General features: G+C 62.8%; 20 protein-coding genes. 7 read left to right on the top strand and 13 right to left on the bottom strand.

Annotated elements, in window-relative coordinates; all coding sequences use genetic code 11:
- Positions 1 to 48: 48 nt before the first annotated feature.
- A complete protein-coding gene (locus C0Z16_RS17920) occupies positions 49 to 315 on the bottom strand; it encodes a DUF4148 domain-containing protein (RefSeq protein WP_102633459.1) in 267 nt (88 codons plus the stop codon).
- 262 nt (positions 316 to 577) lie between these two features.
- On the opposite strand from C0Z16_RS17920, the gene C0Z16_RS17925 reads away from it, so the two are divergent.
- The 3 genes from C0Z16_RS17925 to C0Z16_RS17935 all read left to right on the top strand — a co-directional run bounded on the left by C0Z16_RS17925 (position 578) and on the right by C0Z16_RS17935 (position 2,781).
- Positions 578 to 1,306: an anti-sigma factor family protein gene (locus C0Z16_RS17925; protein ID WP_102633460.1), complete on the top strand. Its 729-nt coding sequence runs from the start codon at positions 578 to 580 to the stop codon at positions 1,304 to 1,306.
- A gap of 138 nt (positions 1,307 to 1,444) precedes the next feature.
- Positions 1,445 to 1,963 carry a sigma-70 family RNA polymerase sigma factor gene (locus C0Z16_RS17930; protein ID WP_102633461.1) on the top strand — a complete coding sequence of 173 codons (519 nt, stop codon included), beginning with the start codon at positions 1,445 to 1,447 and terminating at the stop codon, positions 1,961 to 1,963.
- On the top strand, positions 1,960 to 2,781 hold the full coding sequence (locus tag C0Z16_RS17935) for an anti-sigma factor family protein (RefSeq protein WP_102633462.1): 822 nt from the start codon (positions 1,960 to 1,962) through the stop codon (positions 2,779 to 2,781). The genes C0Z16_RS17930 and C0Z16_RS17935 overlap by 4 nt, the downstream gene beginning before the upstream one ends.
- A 39-nt stretch (positions 2,782 to 2,820) precedes the next feature.
- On the opposite strand, the gene C0Z16_RS17940 is transcribed toward C0Z16_RS17935, so the two are convergent.
- Positions 2,821 to 3,717, bottom strand: a complete 897-nt coding sequence (locus C0Z16_RS17940; RefSeq protein ID WP_102633617.1) for an AraC family transcriptional regulator — start codon at positions 3,715 to 3,717, stop codon at positions 2,821 to 2,823.
- A gap of 204 nt (positions 3,718 to 3,921) precedes the next feature.
- On the opposite strand from C0Z16_RS17940, the gene C0Z16_RS17945 reads away from it, so the two are divergent.
- Together C0Z16_RS17945 and C0Z16_RS38195 are read left to right on the top strand one after the other, a co-directional pair.
- Complete coding sequence (locus C0Z16_RS17945) at positions 3,922 to 4,818, top strand: NmrA family NAD(P)-binding protein (protein WP_102633463.1); 897 nt, start codon at positions 3,922 to 3,924, stop codon at positions 4,816 to 4,818.
- A gap of 12 nt (positions 4,819 to 4,830) precedes the next feature.
- Positions 4,831 to 4,992 (top strand): hypothetical protein, encoded by a 162-nt coding sequence (locus tag C0Z16_RS38195; RefSeq protein ID WP_167403539.1) that lies wholly within the window; start codon positions 4,831 to 4,833, stop codon positions 4,990 to 4,992.
- Positions 4,993 to 5,689: 697 nt separating this feature from the next.
- Here the strand turns inward: C0Z16_RS38195 and C0Z16_RS17955 are convergent.
- Both C0Z16_RS17955 and C0Z16_RS17960 read right to left on the bottom strand, forming a co-directional pair.
- Complete coding sequence (locus tag C0Z16_RS17955) at positions 5,690 to 6,004, bottom strand: DUF3303 domain-containing protein (RefSeq protein ID WP_102633464.1); 315 nt, start codon at positions 6,002 to 6,004, stop codon at positions 5,690 to 5,692.
- A gap of 240 nt (positions 6,005 to 6,244) precedes the next feature.
- Positions 6,245 to 6,499 (bottom strand): hypothetical protein, encoded by a 255-nt coding sequence (locus C0Z16_RS17960; RefSeq protein WP_102633465.1) that lies wholly within the window; start codon positions 6,497 to 6,499, stop codon positions 6,245 to 6,247.
- Between the two features lie 338 nt (positions 6,500 to 6,837).
- On the opposite strand from C0Z16_RS17960, the gene C0Z16_RS17965 reads away from it, so the two are divergent.
- Positions 6,838 to 8,190 carry a dicarboxylate/amino acid:cation symporter gene (locus tag C0Z16_RS17965; protein WP_102633466.1) on the top strand — a complete coding sequence of 451 codons (1,353 nt, stop codon included), beginning with the start codon at positions 6,838 to 6,840 and terminating at the stop codon, positions 8,188 to 8,190.
- Positions 8,191 to 8,469: 279 nt separating this feature from the next.
- Here C0Z16_RS17965 and C0Z16_RS17970 read toward each other — a convergent pair whose 3' ends face one another.
- Together C0Z16_RS17970 and C0Z16_RS17975 are read right to left on the bottom strand one after the other, a co-directional pair.
- Positions 8,470 to 9,852: a dihydrolipoyl dehydrogenase gene (locus C0Z16_RS17970; RefSeq protein WP_102633467.1), complete on the bottom strand. Its 1,383-nt coding sequence runs from the start codon at positions 9,850 to 9,852 to the stop codon at positions 8,470 to 8,472.
- A gap of 41 nt (positions 9,853 to 9,893) precedes the next feature.
- Positions 9,894 to 10,430: a carboxymuconolactone decarboxylase family protein gene (locus tag C0Z16_RS17975; protein ID WP_102633468.1), complete on the bottom strand. Its 537-nt coding sequence runs from the start codon at positions 10,428 to 10,430 to the stop codon at positions 9,894 to 9,896.
- Positions 10,431 to 10,559: 129 nt separating this feature from the next.
- Between C0Z16_RS17975 and C0Z16_RS17980 the strand changes: the two genes are divergently transcribed.
- Positions 10,560 to 11,540, top strand: a complete 981-nt coding sequence (locus C0Z16_RS17980; RefSeq protein ID WP_244201270.1) for a cupin domain-containing protein — start codon at positions 10,560 to 10,562, stop codon at positions 11,538 to 11,540.
- Between the two features lie 276 nt (positions 11,541 to 11,816).
- On the opposite strand, the gene C0Z16_RS39570 is transcribed toward C0Z16_RS17980, so the two are convergent.
- The 7 genes from C0Z16_RS39570 to C0Z16_RS38370 form a co-directional block, all read right to left on the bottom strand.
- The gene (locus tag C0Z16_RS39570; protein ID WP_102633470.1) at positions 11,817 to 11,975 is read right to left on the bottom strand and encodes a YccF domain-containing protein; all 159 of its coding nucleotides are present in this window, start codon (positions 11,973 to 11,975) and stop codon (positions 11,817 to 11,819) included.
- Between the two features lie 207 nt (positions 11,976 to 12,182).
- Positions 12,183 to 13,997: a tetratricopeptide repeat protein gene (locus C0Z16_RS17990; RefSeq protein WP_102633471.1), complete on the bottom strand. Its 1,815-nt coding sequence runs from the start codon at positions 13,995 to 13,997 to the stop codon at positions 12,183 to 12,185.
- Between the two features lie 20 nt (positions 13,998 to 14,017).
- Positions 14,018 to 14,485, bottom strand: coding sequence for a DUF4019 domain-containing protein (locus C0Z16_RS17995; protein WP_102633472.1), 468 nt, complete (start codon positions 14,483 to 14,485; stop codon positions 14,018 to 14,020).
- 126 nt (positions 14,486 to 14,611) lie between these two features.
- Entirely contained in the window at positions 14,612 to 15,055 is a 444-nt protein-coding gene (locus tag C0Z16_RS18000) for an outer membrane protein assembly factor BamE (RefSeq protein ID WP_102633473.1), read from the bottom strand.
- Between the two features lie 94 nt (positions 15,056 to 15,149).
- Positions 15,150 to 21,365: a YadA-like family protein gene (locus C0Z16_RS18005; protein ID WP_102633474.1), complete on the bottom strand. Its 6,216-nt coding sequence runs from the start codon at positions 21,363 to 21,365 to the stop codon at positions 15,150 to 15,152.
- 1,552 nt (positions 21,366 to 22,917) lie between these two features.
- Complete coding sequence (locus C0Z16_RS18010) at positions 22,918 to 23,478, bottom strand: HD domain-containing protein (RefSeq protein ID WP_102633475.1); 561 nt, start codon at positions 23,476 to 23,478, stop codon at positions 22,918 to 22,920.
- On the bottom strand, positions 23,471 to 23,905 hold the full coding sequence (locus C0Z16_RS38370; protein WP_208638630.1) for a TauD/TfdA family dioxygenase: 435 nt from the start codon (positions 23,903 to 23,905) through the stop codon (positions 23,471 to 23,473). Before C0Z16_RS38370 ends, C0Z16_RS18010 begins: the two co-directional genes overlap by 8 nt.
- Between the last annotated feature and the right edge of the window lie 87 nt (positions 23,906 to 23,992).

Here is a 23,992-nt window from a genome sequence, read left to right on the forward strand (position 1 = left end):
CAGCGCGCCCGCGAGAGGGTTCAACAGGCGCGCCGGCCATCGGCACTTTCAATTCATGCTGCCCGTCGACGCGCTTTCGCTCGCCACGCGGCTCGCGGCTGCCTGAGCGGCGAGCGCCTCTTTGTGCTGCTCGACCTGCCGCGCGAAGACAGGGTTGACGTCCGGATACGATGCGTCGGTCACGTAATTCAGGCCGTTTTGTTGTGCTTCGATTAGTTCCTGGTAGACCTCGGCGCGCGTTTTTCCTTGCGCAAAAGCACTCGAGGAAGCAGCCAGAACGACCACGGACAATGCGGCAAAAGCGATCTTCTTCATGATGGACTCCGGTGAATTTTGTGCGGGTTCGCATCAGGGAGAACCACGCTCCACGGACTTTTATTCCTGAGCGAGCGTCCCGTGAAAAACATTTTCGGCGCGCGGAATAAAGCGTTTTGCGAAGGGGTTTGCTCTGCCGCCAGCAACGTCATACCGGCGCGTTCAAAGATGTTCGCCATGATTCCGTAGAAAGAGTGGAATAAACCCGCGTCCGCGCGTGTTCGCTCCTCAATAGCCGGACTCTGACCGGAGACTCGTCATCATGAACCCGACCGACCCCGCCGACTCGCCGCTTTCCGAAGCCGACATTCAGGCCTACGCCGACGGCACGCTGTCGCCGGCGCGCGCCGCGTTTCTGCGCGACTACCTGGGCCGCGATCCGGCGGAAGCACGCCGCGTGGCCTTCTACGGCAAACTGAACGCGCAGATTCAGCGTTCGTTTCAGACCGCCGACGAACCCGCGGCCGCCGCAATCAAAGGCCGGCGCGGCGCGGGTGGCCGCATCGGCAAAGCAGCGAGGACGGGCATGAGCAAGCCGCTTAAAGCGCTGGCCGTGCTGGTCATTGCGTTGATCGCCGCGAGCGGGTGGCTCGCAAGCACGCAAGTCACCGCGCAGGCGCTCAACAACGCGGCCGTGATGGCGTTGGCCGAAACCACCGCCGCACATTTTTCGGCGGCATCGCCAACTCGCATGGATCCGTCAGCGCCGAACCTCGCGGCGATCGGACTGCGGCTCGTGGATCAGCGCGTGCTATCGCTCGGTCTATTGCAGCGTGCCAGCGAATTCGTCTACTTGAATGGCGACAACCAGCCCGTGGTGGTTCTGTCGACGCTCGCGCTGCTCGCGCCCGCGCAGCCGCAATGGTCCGCGCGCCGAATCGGCGACGTGCGTCTGCTGACCTGGACGGCGCAATGGCAGCGTTTCGTGGTTGTCGGCAATGCACGCACGCACGGCCTGATGCGAGCAGCCGACGTCATGACCGCGCAATGAAGCGCATGCGCGCATGTCATCAATCGATCCGACGCAACGGAATAAAATGCGCTCACGCGTGTTTGCATCTGGAACGCGTGCGGCGTTCGCTGGAGCGCCGCCGCTCTGTGTCCACGAGACCCCTCATCGGGATGAAAAATGGATGTGCGTGACGAGTTGATGGAACATGTGCCGCGTTTGCGGCGCTACGCACGGGCGCTGATCAACAATCGCGACCTCGCGGACGATCTGGTGCAAGACACACTCGAACGCGCGCTCGGCCGCACCGGCATGTTTGAGCCCGGCACCGATCTGCGCGCGTGGCTCTTCACGATCATGCATAACGTGTTCGCCAATCAGGCGCGCAAGGCATCGTCACGTGCGATCCACGTGGCGGTCGACGACGAAAGCGTTCATGAAAGCGAGTTCGCCGTGCCGGCGCAACAGGCCCGCTCGCTCGAAATGCGCGACCTCGATTACGCGTTGCAGCGTCTGCCGATCGAGCAGCGCGAAGTGGTGCTGCTGGTGGGCCTCGAGGAAATGAGCTATGCCGACGTCGCGCTCGCGCTGAACGTGCCGATCGGCACGGTGATGTCGCGGCTTTCGCGCGGGCGCGAACGGCTTCGGGCGTTGATGGCGGGCACGCAGCCCGGTGCGAAATTACAGGTGGTGCGATGAGCGAGCAACATACGCCGATCAGCGAAGAAGATCTGCACGCGTACGTGGACGGCACGCTGTCCGAAGAACGGCGTGCGGATGTCGAGCGCGCGCTCGAACAGAATCCCGAACTGGCTACGCGCGCCAGCGATTATTTTTCGCTGAACAGCATGTTCCATGAGCGCTACGACCGCGTGTTGAGCGAACCCGTGCCGAAGCGTTTGCAGGCGAGCCCGCCGCGCCGCTCACGCATTGCCGCTAACTGGCCGCAATTCGCGGGGATGGCGGCGGCGCTCGTGATGGGTATCGGCATCGGCGTGGGCGCGCATATGGGGCAGGACGTGTTGTCGCCGGTCGCCAGTTCGTCGAACACGCGACCTGTGAGTGCGGACAGTTCCGAAGTACTCGCGCGACAGGCCGCGGTCGCGCATGTGGTTTATATGCCGGCGGTCGACCGGCCCACCGACATGAGCGCGGATCACGAGCAGGATTTCGTGCAGTGGCTCGCGAATCGACTCGGCACCAACGTGCATCCGCCGATGCTCTCAAAGGACGGCTTCGCGCTCTCCGGCGGACGGCTATTGCCTGGCGCGGACGGCCCGACTGCGCAGTTCATGTATCGCGGCCCGAATGGTGAGCGCGTGACGCTGTGCATCTCGCGTCGCCAGGTGAATGCGAACACGACGGCGTTCAAGCTGTATCAGGACGGACCCGTCAATGTGTTCTATTGGGTCGACGGCGATTTCGGCTATGCGGTGTCGGGCGGCATCGACCGCAAGCAGTTGTTGCAGCTCTCGCATGCCGTGTACTCGCAGTTGACGGGCGCGGCGCCGGGTTGATGCGGGTGCACCGCTAGCATGCGGCTTTAGCTTGCGACCTTATCGCGCGCCCGCCTTAATAAGCTCTCGCGGCGTCATGCCTAACAGCCGCCCCATCCAATGCGCCATGTGACTCTGATGCGCGAAGCCGGTATCGAGCGCAATCTGGCTTGCGCTCAGCCGGCTTTGCAACAACAGCGTTCGCGCGCGCTCAACACGCCGCTGCACCACGTACTGATGCACAGGCACGCCGAGCGTCGCGCGAAACAGCACCTTGAAATGCGGCACGCTGAGGTCCGCAAGCGCAGCCAGTTCACTCAATGTGAGCCGACGGTCGAGGTGTGCTTCGATAAACTCGGTCACGCGCGCCGCTGTTTTGGGAGCCAGCGTCCGCCGTTTATCGTCGAGCGAAGGAGCGCCGCCGATCAGACGCACCACCATTGCCGTGCACAGGCTTTCGGCGTAGAGCGGATCGGATGCCTCGTCGGCTTCGAGTTCGGCGCGCAATGCCCACGCGAGGTGCTGAAAGCGCGGATCGCGCATCTGGAATTGCGGGCGAATCTGCGCGTTGCTCGTCTTTAGCGCCAACTGTTCGACCGTCCTGCGCGCGAATTCGTCGCCGATCCATACGCTGAAGATGGTGCAGGCGGACTCATCGCTCCATTGTCCGTCGAGACCCGCGGGAATCACATCGGCGTCGCCGTGCGCCTGAATGCGCGAGTGCGGCTTTTCGTTGCAAAGACAGCGCGCCCTGACTGGCGCGCCCACATGCACGCCGACGCGATGATGCTTGAATGCGGGTATCCGGTGCAATCCCGCCGACACGTTGACCAGTTCCGCGCCGAAGCCCTGCCAGCCGAGCGCCCTGCTCGAACGAAGGGCAATACGGGCGCCGCTGTGCGCGAGCGGGATCGCAGAGGGTGACTGCGCGGGTGCAATGGGTATCACGGCATTCATCGTTTGTCTCGCGGATGGCGTTCGATCTGCGTGCATTGTGCCTGGTTTTTCGTGGCCCCGCTCGGTACGGCCATACAACGGGTGAGTGCCTTCGCGCGGCAAGCAAATCATCATCCGAATCTGCTCGTTCACATCTTCGCATGCGCGTTTTTCGCTGGATACGTCCTTATGATCGAGCCATAACGGTCCGACAAGGAGCCTCACATGTTCGTGATTTTTGGAGCGGGCGGCAATGTTGGCAGAGTGAGCGCAGCCGCGTTGCGGCGCGCGGGCCACGACGTGCGCGCCGTGATTCATAGCGCGGCGCAGGCCGGGCCTCTCGCGGAAATGGGCTGCGAGATTGCGATCGCCGATCTGCATGATCGGGCCGCAGTGTCGCCCGCCCTTGAAGATGCGCACGCGGTGCAGCTACTGTGTCCGGTGCCACGCGATAACGACGATCCCGCGACCGCAATGCGGCACATGATCGACGTGAGCGTCGATGCACTGCGCGCGAAGCCGCCGCAACATGTGCTCGCGCTTTCCGATTACGGCGCCGAGCACGCGAGCGGCACCGGCATCACCACGCTGTTCCACTACCTCGAAGTGCAACTGGCTACCGTCGATGCGCGATTGACGTTTGTCCGCGCGGCCGAGCATATGCACAACTGGGCACGCGTGCTGCCGCTAGCATTGTCCAAAGGTGTGCTGCCGAGCCTGCATCATCCGCTGGAAAAGCGCTTTCCGACTGTTGCCGCGCGAGATGTGGGCGCGCTTTGTGCCGAATTGCTGCTCGATGAGGAACCGCCGCAGCGTTCGCCGCGCGTAGTGAGCATCGAAAGTGAAGAGAGGATCAGTGCTTTCGACGTCGCGCGCACGATCAGCGAACTGGCGCGCCGCCCGGTCGCCGCACAGGCAGTGCCGCGCGAGCAATGGGCGGCGATGCTCGAAGGCGCCGGGCTCGGTGAGCAGCACGCGCGGCTCATCGTCGATCTCTACGACGCTCACAACGCGGGGCATATCGACGTGCAGGCCGGCGTCGGCGAACGGCGATTCGCCTCGACCACCTTAGCCGACGTGTTGGCCGCAATCGTGCCGCATGGGTTGATGCGCAGCGCTTAACGGGAGACCGATATGTCGACCTGTGCCTTGCAATGCCGAACGATGCGCACGCGCGCCAACGTGAGCCGCTTGCTCGCGGTCGTGCTGACTCTGGTGGGACTGGTAGGCTGGCGCGCGCTTCGGGATTTGCTCAACGCAATTCCCGACAGCAACGACGACTTCGGCTTGTTTTAGCGTGAACCGCCCCGGGAATCGCGGAGGCTGGTTGGTTTAAGTTAATGGATGAGCTACGCAATTATCGGGCTTCGGCAGGATCGGCCTGGCTCTTGCAGAGGCGTTTGCCCGCAGCGACATGGAAGTATCCGTTGCAATCACGCGCGACCCGGAAAGCTTTGCATCCGATGTGGCGCGATCGGACCTGCGATCATCCCCAAAAAAAAGCGGACGCCGCTTTGTCAGGTGGCCGCTTACAGAATGATCGATTTTCCAGATGAACTGGTTCCGTACGAGGCATTGCGATGACGTAGGTAAACCGTCGGCAGTCCGTCCGGGAAGTGCATGAGCGCTCCGACCCAGGAACATCCATTTTTGACGTGTCGGTTCATTCGCCGGTCAGCCGGCCTGACTTTGTGCGTCATCCCATTGAGCGCGCGACCTCGTCGGTAGCTACCACCCCGTGCGCCAGGAACGCGTGATTGACCATTGCCGCGACCCATGGTTGGCTGTGTCTGTCCAATCGACCCGCTCCAGCCCTTCATCTTTCCCTGAAGCGGACTCACGGTCAACGACGGCCAGCGGGTGCAGGCCGTTGGCCGTCCGACTGAGCGGGAATAAGCCCGCGACTCGGCGGCAATGCCAGAACACTGACCACCTCAAAAGAGCACAGTGTCTCAGGCTCACTCGCCGTGAAAGCAACATAACCCTCCGGATGTCACTTACTTTTCAGTCCGTCTCGCCAGGCGATCGCTTCGAGTTCGACCCGGACTGCGTCCTCGACGGCAACTACGGGGTGCGCCCGAAATTCAAATGCAGGGAATGTCGAGCAAACTTTGTGAACCGCCAATGGATCGTCGCAGTCAACCAACATGTGCCCACCCCACTCTCCCACGCGCACCACGAAAAACTCGATCTTGAAGTTGTCTGGCGCCTTCCACTGACCAAATACATCGAGGATTCGCTTCTGGGCATTCTCGTACTCTACAGGGGAACCTTGCGTGCGTTCGAACCAGCTAATTATGTATTTCATTGCCATCCTCCTTTACAACATGGGTGTCGACAGAACGCTTGCCGTATGGACGGGCTAACGAATCAGCAAGCAACAACCGGAGCAGCGACGACGAATGTCCATTGCCTTTTGCCCTTCTTATGCGCCGCTTGAAAGCGGCCAATGAGGGTCGTTTTACGTTTCAGAACCGGACGCCAACCACGATGGCTAGCGACGGCGGACCCAGACCGTGACGGCGTTGGTGATCGCCATCAAATCAGCTTAGCTCATCGCCAAAGGCATTCGATGGAAATGTAGCTGCGAGCGGCAGTTAATGGCCGCGCAGTGCCTGACGGCGATCGGCGGCATGCGATGGGAGCGGTCGTCAAGCTGCGGATTCGGACCCCGCGACAGAACTTGGCGCGTGGTGCGGTTGACCGTCAGCTTCAGCTTGCTCATGATCTCGCGCAGTTTCAGCAATGCCTCGTCAGCCTTGCCTCGCTTGCAAAGGATGACGGGATCGTCTGCGTAGGTCACTATTCGGCTGCCAGGACTGCGCAGCTTGCGAACTCACCCGGGATCAAACCCGGCGCCAACGCAGCGACAGGTTTGCTGCTGGTTCGCTGCAGTGCACGCTCGGGTTTGCCCGGTTGTTCTGAGCGGATGCAAAGCATAGGCTTCGTGATGATTTCGTAACAATCTATTCGCAGGTTGCCGGATTAGCGAGCCGCTCTCTCGATCCGCACAGCTTGCACAGGTATCTCGACTGCACTCACAGTTCGGTGCCGGGATGCTTGCCCGTCGCCATACGGATCACGCTGGTGTGTCAAGCAATGCTCCTGAATGACGACTGACGTGATCGCTTTGGGGCTCAAATGGCTTCGCGCAAACCGCTTTACAAATCCCTCTATTTTCAGGTGATCGTCGCGATCGTCGCCGGTATGGCATTGGGATTTTTCGCCCCGCACACTGGCGAGGCGATGAAGCCGCTCGGCGACGCCTTCATCAAACTGATCAAAATGATCATCGCCCCCATCATCTTCTGCACCGTGGTCATCGGCATCGCCGGCATGGAAGACATGAAGAAGGTGGGCAAGACAGGGGGATTGGCGTTGCTCTACTTTGAGGTCGTCAGCGCTCTCGCGCTGGTGGTCGGATTGGTGATCGTCAACGTGGTACAGCCCGGCGCCGGCATGAACGTGGACCCGAACACGCTGGACGCGAAGGCAGTGGCTGCGATCACTAGCGGGCGGAAGTTGGAGAGCACAACCGAATTTCTGATGAACATCATCCCCTCGACCGTGGTCGACGCGTTTGCCAAGGGCGAGATACTTCAGGTCCTGTTGTTCGCATTGATGTTCGGCTTCGCGTTGCACTGGTTCGGCGGCAGAGGCACACTGATATTCGATTTTGTCGAGAAGATCTCACACGTGTTCTTCCGCATCGTCGGCATCATCATGAAAGTGGCGCCGATTGGCGCCTTTGGCGCGATGGCCTTTACCATCGGCAAATACGGCATTGGCAGCCTGCTCTCCCTGGGGATGCTGATGCTCACATTTTATGCGACCTGCCTGTTCTTCATCTTCGTCGTGCTAGGACTGATTGCCCGGTTCCATGGTTTCAGCGTGTGGAAGCTGATCAAGTATCTCAAGGAGGAACTGTTTATCGTTCTTGGAACCTCCTCGTCCGAAGCAGCGCTGCCCCGCGTCATGGTGAAGCTGGAAAATCTTGGTGCAAAGAAATCAGTTGTCGGACTCGTCATTCCCACCGGATACTCTTTCAACCTCGATGGCACGTCGATCTACCTCACACTGGCGGCCATCTTCATCGCCCAGGCGACGAATACGCCGCTGGACATCACGCATCAGCTGACTTTGTTAGCCGTATTGCTGCTGACCTCCAAAGGCGCTGCGGGTGTGACGGGCAGTGGGTTCATCGTGCTGGCGGCAACGCTGTCCGCGGTCGGACACGTACCCGTTGCAGGTCTTGCGCTTATCCTCGGCATCGACCGCTTCATGTCCGAAGCGCGCGCGCTGACGAATTTCATCGGCAACGCCGTGGCTACGCTGGTGGTCGCCAAGTGGACAAACGAACTCGACCAACCCAGAATGCGCCGGGTGTTGGATAACGAGACTCCAGAGGAAGCGGACGAGCCGGAAAAGGTGTTTGACCGTACCGACGAAAGGATGCCCATCGCGACAGCGGGACCACGATCGCATAACCTCTAGGGAGCGTGCGGACACTGTAGTCGTGGAATCTGGTGCGCTGTTCTCGCCTGCGCAGCTTCGACAAGCCTCGATTCAGGCGTGCTGTTTTACCCAGCCGGCACCGCCGCCGAGGGTGGTCCTGCCCGGTGCGCGCATAGGTCGTGACGTGCCTGATGCGACGGTCGATTCTCCGCGCGATCTCGTTTTGATCGTCGAGCGCCGACACACGGTTCTTCGACGCATCCCGCAGATGATTCTCGACCGCCTTCGTCCTCAAGACGTCTGCGTTTACGCGCCGGCTTACAGCCGCGCTACCGCATCTCGCAACGCCGTCCTCAAGCCCTCCTCGACGACTGGGTGGTAGAACGGCATCCCGAGCATATCGTCGACCGTGATCTGCATCTGCAAGCTCCACGCGAGCAGATGACCGATGTGTTCCCCAGCCGGGCCGAACCATTCCGCGCCCACGAAGCGCCGCGTCGCACGATCGATGTACACCCTCGCCAATCCGCGGTTCTTCAGCATGACGCGGCTGCGCCCCTGATCTTCGAAGCTCACTTCCCCCACGACAAAACTGCCAGGCAAGAGATCGCGGTACCGTGCCCCGACCATGGCAATCTGAGGGTCCGAGAAAACGATCGCGAGCGGGGCACGCCTCACCAGCGGCACCACACCGGGATAAAGCGCGGCATTGCGGCCGGCCGCACGGCCTTCGTCGGCGGCCTCGTGCAGAAGCGGCAGGATTCCGTTAGCGTCGCCGGCAATGAAGACCGGATGCGCGCCCGCTTGCAGCGTGTCGCGATCGAAGCGCGGCACGCCGTGACCGTCCAGTTCGAGCGATGTGTTTTCAAGGCCGAGGTCCGCAACGTTCGGCCGTCGCCCGGCCGCTGCCAGGATGAACTCGTAGGTGCGTTCAACGTAGCTTCCGTCGGCGCGCGCGTAGCGTATCTGCACGCCGCCATCAACCGCCGTCGCCGCTTCGAGCGTACCTTGCGGCTCGAAGTGGAACGCCTGCGCAAACGTCGAGCGCGCCTGCTCCACGATCAACGGGTCCGTCAGCGGTCCCACCCCGCCGCGAGCGCCAAACACGCTCACCTCCACGCCAAGGCGGGCGAGCGCCTGACCGAGTTCCAACCCGATCACGCCCGGGCCAACCACCGCCACGCTGTGCGGCAGCGTCTGCCAGGCAAACACGTCGTCGTTCACGACGACGCGCTCGCCCACGCCACGCAGCACGTCGGGAATGACCGGGGTCGAGCCGGTCGCGATCACCACGCTCGCCGCCTGCACCAGCGTATCGCCGCCGACCTGCAGCAGCCGGTCGTCGATGAAGCGCACATGGCCAACCAGCCGGTCCGCTTCCGGCAACGCGTGGACGCCGTCCACGACGAACCCGACGAAGCGGTCGCGCTCGCTGCGCACGCGATCCATGACCGCCTTGCCGTCTACCCGCACCCCCTCGACACGAACGCCGAACGCGCCGGCGTGGCTCGCGGCATGAGCGGCTTCCGCCGCCGCGATCAGCAGCTTCGACGGCATGCACCCCACCCGCGCACACGTCGTGCCGTATTCACCGCCTTCGATGATCACGGCCGTGCGGCCTTCGGCTTTCGCGCTGCGGTAAGCCGACAGCCCGGCCGTCCCTGCGCCGATAACGGCGACGTCTGTACGAATGGTGCGCATGACAATCTCTCCTGTCGGGGACTGGGTACTGGAGCTACGGATTACTTGACTGCCGGAAAGTCGAGCGTCGTGTCGTTCACGCGGTTCACGAGATTCGTGAACGTAATCGACGCGATGGCAAGGTTGATTTCGATGATCTGGCGGTCCGTGTAACCAGCCGCCCGCACCGCATCGACGGCCGCCTCGGGCACCGTGCCACGCGTGCCGACCAGCGTACGCACATACGTCACCAGGGCGTCGCGCCTGGCGTCACCAGTTGCAACGCCAGCACGCACCTGCTTCATGTCGTCGCTCGACAGTCCGGCAAGCTTGCCCATCAATGTATGAGCGGCGACACAGTAGTCACAGCCCACATGTTCGCTGACAGCCAGCTTGATGACTTCGATGTCTGCCTTGCCGAGCGTGCTGGCAGCCACCGCTGCGTCGAACGCGAGCGCCGCACCGAGCGCTTCGGGGCTGTGCGTGCCGACGGTAGCGTACGCATTGGGCACCTTGCCGACAGCCTTCCTGATCTTCGCGAACACTTCAGCGGCCGCGCCGGTTGCTTCTTCAGGGCGAATGGTGGTCAGACGGGACATGATTGACTCCTTCCTTCAGGTTGGTGGTTGAACTGCTTAGCCATGTCGTGTGGCATGGGAGTCAGTGTAGGGATGCACGGCGAGTTCTTTAATGCCATACTTCTGCAACTTCATGCTCAAACGTCTCATATGGAACTGCTGGACCGACTGCTCTCGCTGATGCCGGTCACCGGACGGCTCGATGTGCGATGCCACTTCGGCTCGCCGTGGCGCATCGACCATCCAGAGTCGAACGAGTGGGAGTTTCCCTATCACGTGCTGTTGCGCGGCGAGGCCGTGGTGGAAAGCGACACCGGAGGGAAAAGCGAACCGGTGCTTCGCATGAAAGCCGGCGATATCGTGCTGTTTCCTTCGGGCAGCGCGCACAGCTTGCACGACGGCAGCGGTAATTCGCCCCGCCCGGCGCGCGAGCAGGACAAGGACGGCCTCACCATTGTCACGAACGGCAGCGCACGGGGTGGCGCCGATGTGCTGTGCGGCCGCTTCGTGCTGCCGGCAGTGCCGCAGCAGTTGATGCGCGACCATCTGCCGGGGCGTTTGCTCGTGAGCAGCGTGACCGAAGGCGACGGAGAGGCGCGCGACGCCGCGTTTGCAGCAACCAGGCTTGCCCGAGTCATTGAATTGATGCGCGAGGAAGCGTTCGAGCAACGCCCGGGCAGCGCGACGGTCGTGAACCAGTTGTCGGGCGCCCTCTTCGCGCTGACCCTGCGTTGCGCCTCCGATACCGACCAGGCGCCGCGCGGCCTGCTGGCGCTTGCGCAGCGTCAGCGGCTGCAACCGGCTCTGGCGGCCATGTTCGACGAACCCGGGAAGCCGTGGACGCTTCCTCAACTGGCCGAGCTCTGTCACATGTCGCGCGCCACGTTTGCACGCCACTTCGAAGAAGCGATCAGTCGCTCAGCGAGCGACGTGCTCACCGAAATTCGCATGGCGCTTGCCGGGCGCAAACTGGCGCAAACAGGGATGTCTGTCGCCGAGATCGGCGAAGCGGTGGGATATCAATCGGAAGCCGCGTTTCAGCGCGTGTTCAAACGCCAGGTAGGCACGACGCCGGCAAAGTGGCGCGCCCGTTCCTCGAAAACCGGGGAGCCCGGAGAAAGTCCCGCCTGAGAAAGCTCGGCGGACTATTTCGAGCGCGAAGCGGACCTTCGACCTATCGAAGCGGAAGGTCCTAAGCGTAGGACGTTGCAGTCGCCACAACGGTGAATAACGCGACAATTGCTTTATGCACCTTTTTCGTTCGTTGAACGTGAAATCATGTGATCGTGTCGAAGCATAGAACGCCCGCTGCAACGTGCGCGAAGGCGAACCACCGGCCGATGAGCCGGAACCAGCCCAGATTGCCGGCGTCCCGAGAATTGTCGTGCCGATGTCTTTTTGCTGCGTTCATTGATGCCGGTCGGATTGCTTCCGTCCGAACGGCGAAGCAGAGAATTCCGCCACCTTGTAGCAGACGCGACCCCAAGGAATTCCAACTATGGACACAAAGCAAAGCAGCGCCACGACGATCCACAGCACCCAAGACCAGAAGCCCCCAAGGAACACAGATCAGATGAGATCAGATTTCCCATTTTTCTCATTAGTAGTTCTGAACAACAGTTGCAGTTATGTGATAAAAGCGCCGGTGCATCATTGTTGGATGGCGCCCTCCAGGTAAGACCTCGGACGGCTCCGAGGGCACTGAAACGAACTCTCGACGCGTATTCGACGTGTCGATGGCGTGAGTAAGGAAACGGAATCGTCCCTGTCGCGTCAATCCGCCGCCAATCGCCGCTCCGTCATCGCCACCAGATCCGCCTTCACGCGCCCCAGCACCGGCAGCCACTCGCGATACTGCGCCTGCCGGTAAATCTGCATTGACGGATACCACGGACTGTCGTCGCGTTCAAGCATCCACAGCCAGTGCGGATTGACGTCGAGCAGCAGCCACGTCGGCACGCGGAGCGCGCCCGCCAGATGCGCGACCGACGTGCAGACGGTCACCACCAGATCAAGGCTGCATACCAGCGCGGCGGTATCGTCGAAGTTCTGCCATTCGCCGCTTCGGTCGATCACGTGCAATCCGTGCGTTGCCATGATCGCGAGGTCATCGGCTGCGCCTGGCTGCAAGTTGTGGAACTCGACGCCGTCGATGCCCGCGAAGGTCTGCGCGTAGCTTTCTGGCGCGATGGCGCGCAGCGCATTGCGTTGATGCCCGCGGCTGCCGGTCCAGACAAGGCCGACTTGGATCGGAGCATTGCTGCCCATCTGGTCGCGCCAGCGGCTCACGCGTCTAGCGTCGGCACGCAGATAGGAAGGCGGCGCATGCAGCGATTCGAGCGTGACTTCGAGCGCGAGCGGCAAGCTGCCAAGCGGAATCTGATAGTCGAACGGCGGCAGGCGTGGGGTGTCGCTGTGGAGCACTTCAATGTCGCATTCGCCGAGGCTGCGCTTGAATAGCTCGTACAGCGGAGGAAAACAGCAGCAGATTACGGTTCCGCCCGCAGCGCGCGCCCGCTCGGCCATCAGCGGCAAGAAGCGAATGAACTGGATCGCATCGCCGAAGCCCTGTTCACCCCACACGAGCAGCGTTTTTCCCGCCAGCGCTTCACCTCGCCAGCGCCGCTCGGGACAAAACGGCGCGACGCTCTTCAGCTCCGGCGAGCCGCTCCAGCGCGCCTCGAAATTGATCCAGCCGTTGCGGTAATCGCCGCGCATGAGTTGCAGCATCGCCACAGAAAACTGCACTTGCGGATCGACGCCCGGCGCTTTCGCCGCGCGCACGGCGGCCTCGAATGCTTCGTCCCACAATTGCGATTCCCGCGCGGCATTGCTCAGTGCCAGCAGCGCGAGGCTGTAATCGGGCGCCAGCGTGACGGCGCGCCGCGCGGCAATCAGCGCCTTCGCGGGCTCGTGCAATTTCAGGCTGACGTTGGCGAGGTTGGTCCACGCGAGCGCGTGATCCGGTTCAGCGCGCAGCGCTTCCATGCCGATGCGCAATGCCGCCTCGTTTTCGCCGCGGCTGTAGTGCAGCGCGACGAGATTGTTGCGCAGCATCGGCAGATCGGGATTCAGTGCCAAGGCTTGCTGATAGGCGTCGAGCGACGCATCGAACGCGTTCGCCTGCTGATGCGCAAGCCCGAGCGCAAACCAGGCTTCGGCGGCTTCGGGCGCGGCTTCGCACCACCGCTTCGCCACCTCGACGGCACTCTCCGGCTGCGCTCGATGCGCCAGCGCGGTCCATTCTCCGAGCCAGCGCGTCGCATCCGGCATCGCGCGATGGGCCCGCTCGAAGCAGTGAAGCCCGCGTTCGAGTTCGCCGAGTTGAGCCGCGAGCCGCGCGGCTTCGAGGCACGCTGGACCGTGTTCGGGTGCTGCCACGAAGGCGCGATCGAGCGCGGCCTGCGCATGCTGATACTGGCCGCAGAGTCGCAGCAATTGCGCTTGTGCGGTGGCGGCGTTGGCGTCGGCGGGCGCTGTCGTTAACCAGTCGGCGATGAACGTGGACGCTTCGAACAGTTCACCCGCTTCGAAGTGCTTCTGCACGTTCGACCACTTCGCAGCCGAGGCGGTGTTTAACTCATGCATGAAATGACGCGATCCATCGTTCACGGCTGCATTGCCGCGACCTGGTCCTGCCGCGGGGCATAGCCGGTGAAAAGCCATCGGCCGTCGCTGGCCAACTGGAAGCTGACCTTTTCATAGACGATGCGTCCGTCGCGTAGTTGCGTCGCGTAGTCGACGTTCGCATACACGCCGTCCGGCACGCTCTTGTCGTGCAAGTAAGTCAACCGGGTGATCGACGCCCAACTGCGGTGATCGATCGTGCCGAGCGACTGTCGCGACTGCGTCAGCCCTTTGGCGAAGCTGTCGGCGGTATAGGCCGAACGTACGAACGGCACGGTTTCCTGCCAGAGCGCCGTGTACTGGCTGGCATCGATCTGCTGCAGCACGAGCGTGGCTTCCTGCAGCAGCTGGTCGGGCGAAGCGCCGGCCGGCGCCGCATGGGCGAGTATGGAAAACGCCGTGAACATGCAGGTTGCCGCCAGCCTGTACACGCTGCTGATGCTCTTCATTCACATCTCCGTTCGGGTTGCGAATCCTGCGATTCGCGCGAAAGCGCATAGATTAAACGCTTCCGCGCGGCCGGTCGCCGGTGAAACAAATCCGCGCCCTTCCAGCGACGAAGGGCGCGGCGCCGGTCAGTTTGCCGGCTCGACGTTCAGAGGCACGGCTGCGCTTTCGCTCGTCGCCGTGCTGCTCGAACTGCTGAACTTTTCGCAAGCCTGATCGCGCCATCGGGTCGCGCGCACGCGGCTGTCGTCGTCGAATTGAACCTGGTATTGACAGTTCGCGATGCCGTCCGCGGTGCGGAAATGGAACAGATAGTTCCACACGCGTACATGGAAAACCGATTCATGAAAATGCGGTGGCCCGACCAGTTCGTAAAGCTGGGTCTTCGTCATGCCGGGCGCGACCTTGCCGAGGTTTTCCGAGTTCGGGAACGACCCTTCCGGCCAGGTCGAAGTGTCGGCTTTCGGAAACGCGGTATCGGTGCCGAGTGGTCCGACGCAACCGGCGAGACCCGCAAGACCCGCCAGGCAGGAAAGCGTGGCCCATGACAGTGCAATCGATCTGATGTTCATAGTAAGAGTCCCAATGACGTTCTGATTTGCGCGGAACCCGGGCGCGGCTTGCCCGCATGATCCGGTTCCGCACGCCTGTCGTGACGTACGCCGCTTACCACTGATAGCCCGCGCCGACGACCGCGCCGTAGGTGCCGCGCGTGTTGGTCGATACGGCGGCCTTGTACACCCAGTGGTTGTTCTCCGAAATGGTCGACAGGCCGAGTGCCTGTCCCGACTGGCCGCGATACACGCTGCCCGCTAGCGAGACCATGCTCTTGCCCGGACCCGAAGGCTGCGGCAAGCCCGCCACGGCCATCGCCGTCGCAGTGCCGCCGTCGGCGTCGCGACGGTACGAGTCGAGGCTGTTGCGCAGCCCGGCTACCTGGCTGTCGGTATAGCTGTTTGCCTGCGACAGCGCGTTGCTCACGCTGCTGTTGAGCTGCCCGACGTTGACCGCATCGGTCGACGCTGTGCCCGCCGCCACGTTGATGACCTGCCGCGTTGAATCCGCCGCGCCCACGGCGACCACGTTCGAGCGGCCGCCGTCGTTACTGCCAGAACCGATCGCCGTGGAACTTGAACCGGTCGAGGTCGCGCCGGTGCCGACCACGGTAGAGCCGTTGCCGGTTGCCTGCGAACCGTTGCCGACCGCCGTGCTGTTCGAGCCCGAAGCAACCGCGCCCGATCCGCCCGCCGACGAATTCGATCCGGTCGACGAAGGCGCGGTCGTGTTGCCCGACGGCGTCGACGTATAGCTCCCGCCGCTGCTGTTGCTGTTGCTGGTGCGCTGGTTGATCAGCGTCGTCAACTGCGTCGAGACCGCGTCGAGTTGCGAGACGTTGACCGCGTCGCTGCTGAGCCGGCCCGCCGCGAGGCCGGTGATCTGCCGGTTGCCGATGTTCACTTCGCCCGCCGACGACTGTGGGCTGCTCAGTCCATACGCGATGTAGTTGCTCAACGCGCCGACGGTCGTCAACGAGCCCGCGCCGAGCGCGACGCTGTTCGCGAACGACGCCGTCGCGCCGGAACCGAGCGCGAGCCCGTCGACGGCGCTGCTGTTCGCGCCCGAACCGAGCGCGACGCCGCCGGCAGCCGTCGTGCTCGCGTTCGCCCCTTGCGCGATCGATTGCGCGCCGAGCGCCGAGGCGCCGCTGCCGAGCGCCATCGCGTCGGCCTGGCCCGAATGCGCACTCTGGCCGATGGCGACACCGCCCGGCGCGTTCATATCGATGGTCGCGCCGTTGCCCATGCCGATGCCGTTGTCGCCGTTGACCACCGTCGTCGGACCGACGGCGACCGAATTCGCGCCGACCGCGAGCGAATCCGGCAGCGTCGAGTTGGCGTGGAAGTACATCGTCGGCGTGACGGCAAACGACTGAAGCGCGCCGGCAAGCTGCCGGACGGTGACTGCATCATGCTGGCCTGTGCCGTCGGCGACGTTCGTCAACTGCCGATAGGACTCGCTTCCCGCAGTCGAATTGCCGAACGACACCGCGCCGAGCAGTGTCTGGTCGGTCGTATCGAAGGGAATCGCGTGACTACCCGCCGCGATCGAACCGGTACTGGAGGCAACCGCGCGATTCGACAGCGAGCCGGAGCCTATTGCGACGCCGCCCGCCACCGACACCGTCGATTGCGCGCCGAGCGCCAGTGCGCCGTTCGACAGTGCCTGCGCGCCGTTGGCTGCCGCGAAGCTGTCGGTTGCGCTCGCGACCGCGAGCGGGCCGATGGCGACGCTGTCGGTGCCGGTCGCCGACGAATCGGCCAGCGTCGAATTCGCGTGGAAATACTTGATGCCCGCGCCGTTGTTGATATTCGTGATGGCGTTGGAGTTGGCGGTGACCTGCTGATCGGTTGCGAAGAGCTGCGAACCGTTGACGGCGTCCGTGCTGTTGGCGTTCAACTGGCCAGCGGCCACGTTCTGGATCTGCCGCTCGGCGCCGACCGACCCGACGCTGACGACACCTGCCGGCGCCGCGCCCGCGAAGCTGTAGCTGACCCCGCCAATCGTCGCGCCGGAAGTCGGCGTCGCCGCGGCCGTGGTCGAACCCGCGCCAAGCGCGACGCTGTTCGCGGTCGTTGCGGCAGCACGCGCACCGATTGCCACCGCGTCCGCCGCAGACGACAGCGCGTTGCCGCCGACCGCGATGGCCTCGGCGCCGGTTGCGGACGAATCGGCCAAGGTCGAATTCGCGTGGAAATATTTGATGCCGCCGCCGTTATTAAGATTGGTGATGGCGGTGGTGTTGGCGTCGACCTGCTGGTCCGTCGCGAACAGCTGCGAGCCATTCACAGCGTCCGTGCTGTTGGCGTTCAACTGGCCGGCGGCGACGTTCTGGATCTGCCGTTCGGCGCCGACCGAACCCACGCTGACGACACCAGCTGGCGCCGCGCCTGCGAAGTTGTAGCTGACGCCCCCAATTGTCGCGTTCGACGTCGGCGTAGCTGCGGTTGTGACGGAAGCCGCGCCGAGCGCAACGCTGTTGGCGATATTGGCTACCGCGCCGCGGCCGACGGCCACCGCATTCGCCGCTGAGGACTGCGCGGCGCCGCCCACGGCGATGGCATCCGTGCCGGTGGCCGACGAATCGGCTAGCGTCGAGTTCGCGTGGAAATACTTGATGCCCGCGCCGTTGTTGATGTTGGTGATGGCCGTCGAGTTGGCGGTGACCTGCTGATCGGTTGCAAAGAGTTGCGAGCCGTTGACCGCATCGGTGCTCAACGAATTGAGCTGCCCAGCGGCGACGTTCTGGATCTGCCGCTCCGCGCCGGCCGACCCGACGCTGACGACGCCTGTCGGCGCCGTGCCCGCGAAGCTGTAGCCGACGCCGCCGATGGTCGCGCCCAAGGTCGGCGTGGCTGCGGTCGTGACGGAAGCCGCACCGAGCGCGACGCTGTTGGCGATGTTGGCCGTCGACGCGGAGCCGAGCGCGAGCCCATCGACGGCGCTGCTGTTCGCGCCCGAACCGAGCGCGACGCCGCCGGCAGCGGTCGTGCTCGCGTTCGCCCCTTGCGCGATCGATTGCGCGCCGAGCGCCGACGCGCCGCTGCCGAGCGCCATCGCGTCGGCCTGGCCCGAATGCGCACTCTGGCCGATGGCGAGGCCACCCGGCGCGTTCATATCGACAATCGCGCCGTTGCCCATGCCGATGCCGTTATCGCCGTTGACCACCGTCGTCGGACCGACGGCGACCGAATTCGCGCCGACCGCGAGCGAGTCGGCCAGCGCCGAGTTGGCATGGAAGTACAAGGTCGGCGATACGGCGAAGGCTTGAAGTGCGCCGGCGAGCTGCCGGACGGTGACCGCATCGTGCTGGTCGGTACCGTCGGCAACGTTGGTCAACTGGCGGTAAGTCGGGCTGGCCGATGTCGAGTTGCCGAACGAGACTGCCCCGAGCAAAGTTGCGTCGCTCGTGTTGAACGGGATCGAGAAACTACCCGCCGCGATCGAACCGGTGCCGGAAGCAGTCGGGCGATCCGACAGCGAGCCGGAGCCTATTGCGACGCCGCCCGCCACCGACACCGTCGATTGCGCGCCGAGCGCCAGTGCGCCGTTCGACAGTGCCTGCGCGCCGTTGGCTGCCGCGAAGCTGTCGGTTGCGCTCGCGACCGCGAGCGGGCCGATGGCGACGCTGTTGGTGCCGGTCGCCGACGAATCGGCCAGCGTCGAATTCGCATGGAAATACTTGATGCCCGCGCCGTTGTTGATGTTGGTGATGGCCGTCGAGTTGGCGGTGACCTGCTGATCGGTTGCAAAGAGTTGCGAGCCGTTGACGGCGTCGGTGCTGGACGAATTGAGCTGCCCAGCGGCCACGTTCTGGAGCTGCCGCTCGGCGCCGGCCGAACCGATGCTGACGACACCTGCCGGCGTCGCGCCTGCGAAGTTGTAGCTGACGCCCCCAATTGTCGCGTTCGACGTCGGCGTAGCTGCGGTTGTGACGGAAGCCGCGCCGAGCGCAACGCTGTTGGCGATATTGGCTACCGCGCCGCGGCCGACGGCCACCGCATTCGCCGCTGAGGACTGCGCGGCGCCGCCCACGGCGATGGCATCGGTGCCGGTGGCCGACGAATCGGCTAGCGTCGAATTCGCGTGGAAATACTTGATGCCAGCGCCGTTGTTAATGTTGGTGATGGCTGTCGAGTTGGCGGTGACCTGCTGATCGGTTGCAAAGAGTTGCGAGCCGTTGACGGCGTCCGTGCTGTTGGCGTTCAACTGGCCAGCGGCCACGTTCTGGAGCTGCCGCTCCGCGCCGGCCGAACCCACGCTGACGACGGTGGTCGGAGTCGCGCCTGCGAAGTTGTAGCTGACGCCGCCAATTGTCGCGCTAGAAGTCGGCGTGGCGGCGGTCGTGGTCGAACCCGCGCCGAGCGCGACGCTGTTGGCGATGCTTGCCGTCGCCCGCGAACCGAGCGCGACGCCGCTGCTTGCGGCGCCCAGAACCACGGCGCTATCGCCGAGCGCTACCGCACCCGCGGTATTCGCCAGCGACGCATTGCCGAGCGCGACCGAGCCCTGGCCGCTCGCCGTATTGGCGTTGCCGAGCGCAATCGCTCCCTGGCCGTTCGCGCTGTTGTCGGCACCGGCCGTGACCGCTCCGTTGCCGATGGACGTGTTCGGATCGCCAATCGCCACCGCGCCGTTGCCGCTTGCCGTCTGGCCTTCACCGAGCGCGACCGCGCCGGTGCCCGCGAGCACTTGCGAACTGTGCCCGCCCGCGATCGATCCCGCGCCGGCCGCCGCCGCCACCTTATTGCTGTCGCCGATGGCCACGCTCGACGCCGCAAGCGCCTGCGACGTAAAGCCTATGGCCGTCGCATTGCCGGCGCTCGCAACCGTCTGGTTGCCCAACGCGATCGCGCTACTTCCAGACGCCGATGCATTCGTACCCATCGCGATCGCATTCGAGTTGGTTCCCGTCGCAGCAGAATCGCCTATCGCGATGGACGAGGAACCCGCCGAAGTGCTGCCGGTACCCAATGCAATGGCGCGAATCCCCGATGCGGCGGCGCCTCCCACCGCGGCGGGTGCGGACGAACCGCCTTCCGCGACGGTATCGTATGCACCCAACGCAATCGAGTTCGTGCCGCTGGCGTTGGAGCCGTTCATCATGCCGAGTGCGCCCGCGCCGGATGCGACGGCGCCCGCCCCGAGCGCCACCGCGTTCGCCGCTTTGGCGGCAGCGAGCGTGCCCGCAGCTAGCGAAGACGCGCCGGAAGCCGTGACGTCCGTGCCAACACCGATCGCGCCCGCCGCCGTTGCGCCCGTGCCCGCGACGGAACGCGCGCCCAGATACACGGCATTGAGGCCGCTGGCGATGGACTGAAAGCCGACAGCGACGGCATGCGTCCCGGACGACGTGGCGATATACCCCATTGCGACAGATGCGACCCCGTTCCCGACCGTCTGGTAGCCAATCGCGGTGGCATAGTCGGCGGTAGCGGTGACGTCAGTGCCAATCGCAATCGAAGACGTCCCCGTGGAGCCGGTGCCCGCGACGGCGCGCGGACCCAGGTAAATGGAATTGGAACCGCTAGCAATGGCCTGAAAGCCGATAGCCACGGAGTTCTGCGCGCTCGCGTTGCTCGACCGCCCTGACGCCAGAGAAGCGACTCCCGACGCGATGGAGCCGGAACCGAGAGCGGTGGAGTTTCCGCCCGAGGCATTGGCGAAGGAGCCCAACGCACTATCGCCGGCTAATGTCGCTGTGGAAGCGGTTCCTAGCGCCACTGAATTGATGTTGCTTGAGACCGCGCTGGTGCCCAGTGCCACGCTGTTGGTTCCTGATGCGGTCGCCAGTGGGCCGATAGCAGTCGACTGGGTACCCTTAGAAACGGAGTCCACACCAATGCCAATGGCACCCGACGCGTTAGCAACGACATCCGTACCAATGGCAATTGCCGACTGGGCGGTCGCACCGGTACCGGGAGCACTGCGCGCGCCAAGGTAGATGGCGTTAGTCGCCGTCGCAATGGCCTGATAGCCGACGCCCAGGGCATTAATTCCTATGGCGCTAGCGGCATACCCTAACGCAGTGGCCCCCCCACCGCTCGCGGTGGACGACAGGCCCATGCACGAATTGCTGCCGTTATAAAAGTTGTACGGTGAGGTAGCGCAGCTCACCTGCGCCTCTGCTTGCGTGCCCCATCCGCCGAGCCCGATCAGCAACAGCGCGGCGATGACCCGCGGATCGCCACCGGAAACGGTTCGCCCATCGCAAAGGGCTGCATTGGCACCCGACTTGCCTTTGCCGCATGACCGGTCAAGCTCCGATGCGGCGACAAAAGCGCCTATCGCCTTGTTCCAGATTGTGCGATATGCCTTGTTCATGGTCGTTTCCTCAATCGATAGTATTGTGGGGAATGCGGCTTCTTCAGCACGAGCGTGTGCATTCATCCTCTTCTGAAGGATGACTATGTATTTGTGATTGATAAGTCGAGCCGCGATACGACGCTTTACTAGGTTTGAAGCCGGCTTCCGTCTTCGATCAAGAAGAATCTTTAAAGCGAGCGAATCCCGTCCTCGAAAGCGAGGAATTGAAACGTCTAACTGATCGGTGAAGGGCGGCGAAAAGACCCGTTATGCGTTGCGCCGACGGCTTGGACAGCCAGTGGCGGTTCGCTTTACGGCGGTCCGAATGATCGTGGCATAGCGATGCACAGCGGACGGCGGAGCACACATTGCATGCGTGACTGACATAATTGTTCTGCCGAGCCCATGCGCGGCTCGATTCCGCCTGGAATACCCATGATTACCGGTCCCTAATTATCTTATGGCAAACGTTTGCTCTGCGTGCACATGGCAGCCTTCTCATGCGGGGTGTGCGCGCCATTTCTCTTTTCTCTGCAACATCCTAAGCACCCTGTGAGACGACCATTGCGCCCACTGCGGACCAACAGGAGGTTTCCGTCGGTCAGCAAAGGAAAGCAATTGAAACATATGTGCGCGTTGGGACTTTCTCATAAGGCATTTCGTTTGTCCACAATAAGCACCGCCTGACAGCGACGTATTGCATGATTTAACAATCAGGAGTTGCCGGTTGGACTGACGACACCGGTTTGTGTGTCACAGCATCGAATCTAACTTGCGTTAAAAACAGCGATACTAAACGGTGCAGAGACTGTTTTGCCCACAGTCGCCGATATGCAGGGCCCATAGGTTGGGACGAGCTTTCCTGTCCAGAGCAAGCGCACGTAAGGATTTCCTCACAAATTCAGAAGGAAATCCGCGCCCTGCGGCACAATCTAATTTGCGGTCTGAATTGAGGGTTTGTCGCAATTTATCCAGGCGGATAGCAAAAGGCTTTTCTTTTTCCAATCGTCCTTGCATAAAGGTGCTATGCGCACATGACATACAAATGCGCTGGCTATAGCTATATCGTCGCCAAGCCTGCGCCACCTTACAGAGGAATGAGCGGCTCGCCCGCCAGCGTCGTAGGCGCTGACTGGGGCGGCCCTTAAGAAGGGGATTTTTTCGTACGTTAAGGCTTAGCTTGTAGTCGCGCCGGCCGTTGTCCGAGGGTACCGTGTAGTGGTCTAATTTCCTCGGACAGGTCGATAGGAGGACGATCCGGAATCGACGAGGAAATTAGACCACTACAGTCTTCCGATCGGGCTGGCTGGGCCACTAATCGTGACAGAGACCATTTTTGCGACCTCCTTCGGCCTCATCGCCCATCATCGCTTGCCTACCCGGGAGGAAGCTTCGGGCATTGCTTTTCTTGTCACCCGGAGTTGTAAGTGCGCTAGGAATGTCCCATCGCAACCAGCGCTATGGGATAGAACAGCCACTTGCCAGTGGACCAATCGCGTTTCAGGCAACGTCGCGGCCGGTTCGGCGACGCATTCATAACTGCCATACCCGCCTCTCAGACATTATCACGTCAGTCGCCGTAAGTAGGCCGAGCAAAGACTCGTCGCACGATGGGTTCAAAGGTCTGGAGAGATTCGGAAACGTATTCGTCATCGAACGACGCCTGGTCCCATTTTTCGCAAAAATCTACAGCTAGCTGGTAATACGGATGCTCACGGAAGCGCTCCCGCGCATGCCTGTCCCATCCGTAGTGATGGCCGTAGTAATACGTCTGGAGCAGACCATGTTGCTCGACAACCCAACACACCTCGGCACTAACAAATGGTCTGAGAATCTCGGCGGCAGCGCGGTCATGATTCTGCGGCGCGATGCCATCCGCAATATCGTGAAACAGCGCTGCCACAACCCAGTCGTCGCCAGCATCTTCCCTCATTGCCCGGGTCGCGGCTTGCAATGCATGCTCGTATCGGGTGATGCGGTAGCCTTCAAGGGTCTCGTTCTGCTGACGTCGCAACTCGCTCAGAAGGCGGTCGGCGGTGCGCTTGAGGAACGGCTCCTCCAGACGACGCAAGAGCAAATACTCGTCTGCAGTTCCATCCTTCATCTGTCTAAAGGCGACTCTCTCATTCATGCTCTGCCTCCACAGCCGGGCCAATGGTCGCAATTCCCGTAGCTAGCTTACGACGAAGTGCTTTATAGCGACCGCGCGGTCCGTCGAGGTCAATGTAGCAGCCCTGGAGATGTCGTCTGCCTTCGTTCGGGTCATACTCGGTTCTACCGTGCAAGACTCGATTGTTATCAAACATCATCAATTCGCCCGGCTGAAGCCTGAAGCGCATCTCATAGCGAGAGTCCGAGAAGAGCTCGCCGAGGCGACGCCGTGCACGATGAAACGCCGCTGTTGTGAACGCGTCCATGAGCGGCAGATAGTCGAGCCTCGGGCTGTAGTGCACGCCCTTTGGGCGCTTCTGATGATCAAGCTCTATCATCGTGCGGCGCGCAATGAGCTCCGTCTCCGCGTCCGCAAAACGGAACTTGACCGATACGGAGGCCAGCAACTCGACTCCCTCAGGGTCTTCGTTCGAAAGTTGCTGGATGAAAATGTCCCTGTGTAGCCGTCGCTGAAGATAACGGTAATCTCATCA

This window comes from Paraburkholderia rhynchosiae (genome assembly GCF_002879865.1).
Taxonomy (GTDB): Bacteria; Pseudomonadota; Gammaproteobacteria; order Burkholderiales; family Burkholderiaceae; genus Paraburkholderia; species Paraburkholderia rhynchosiae.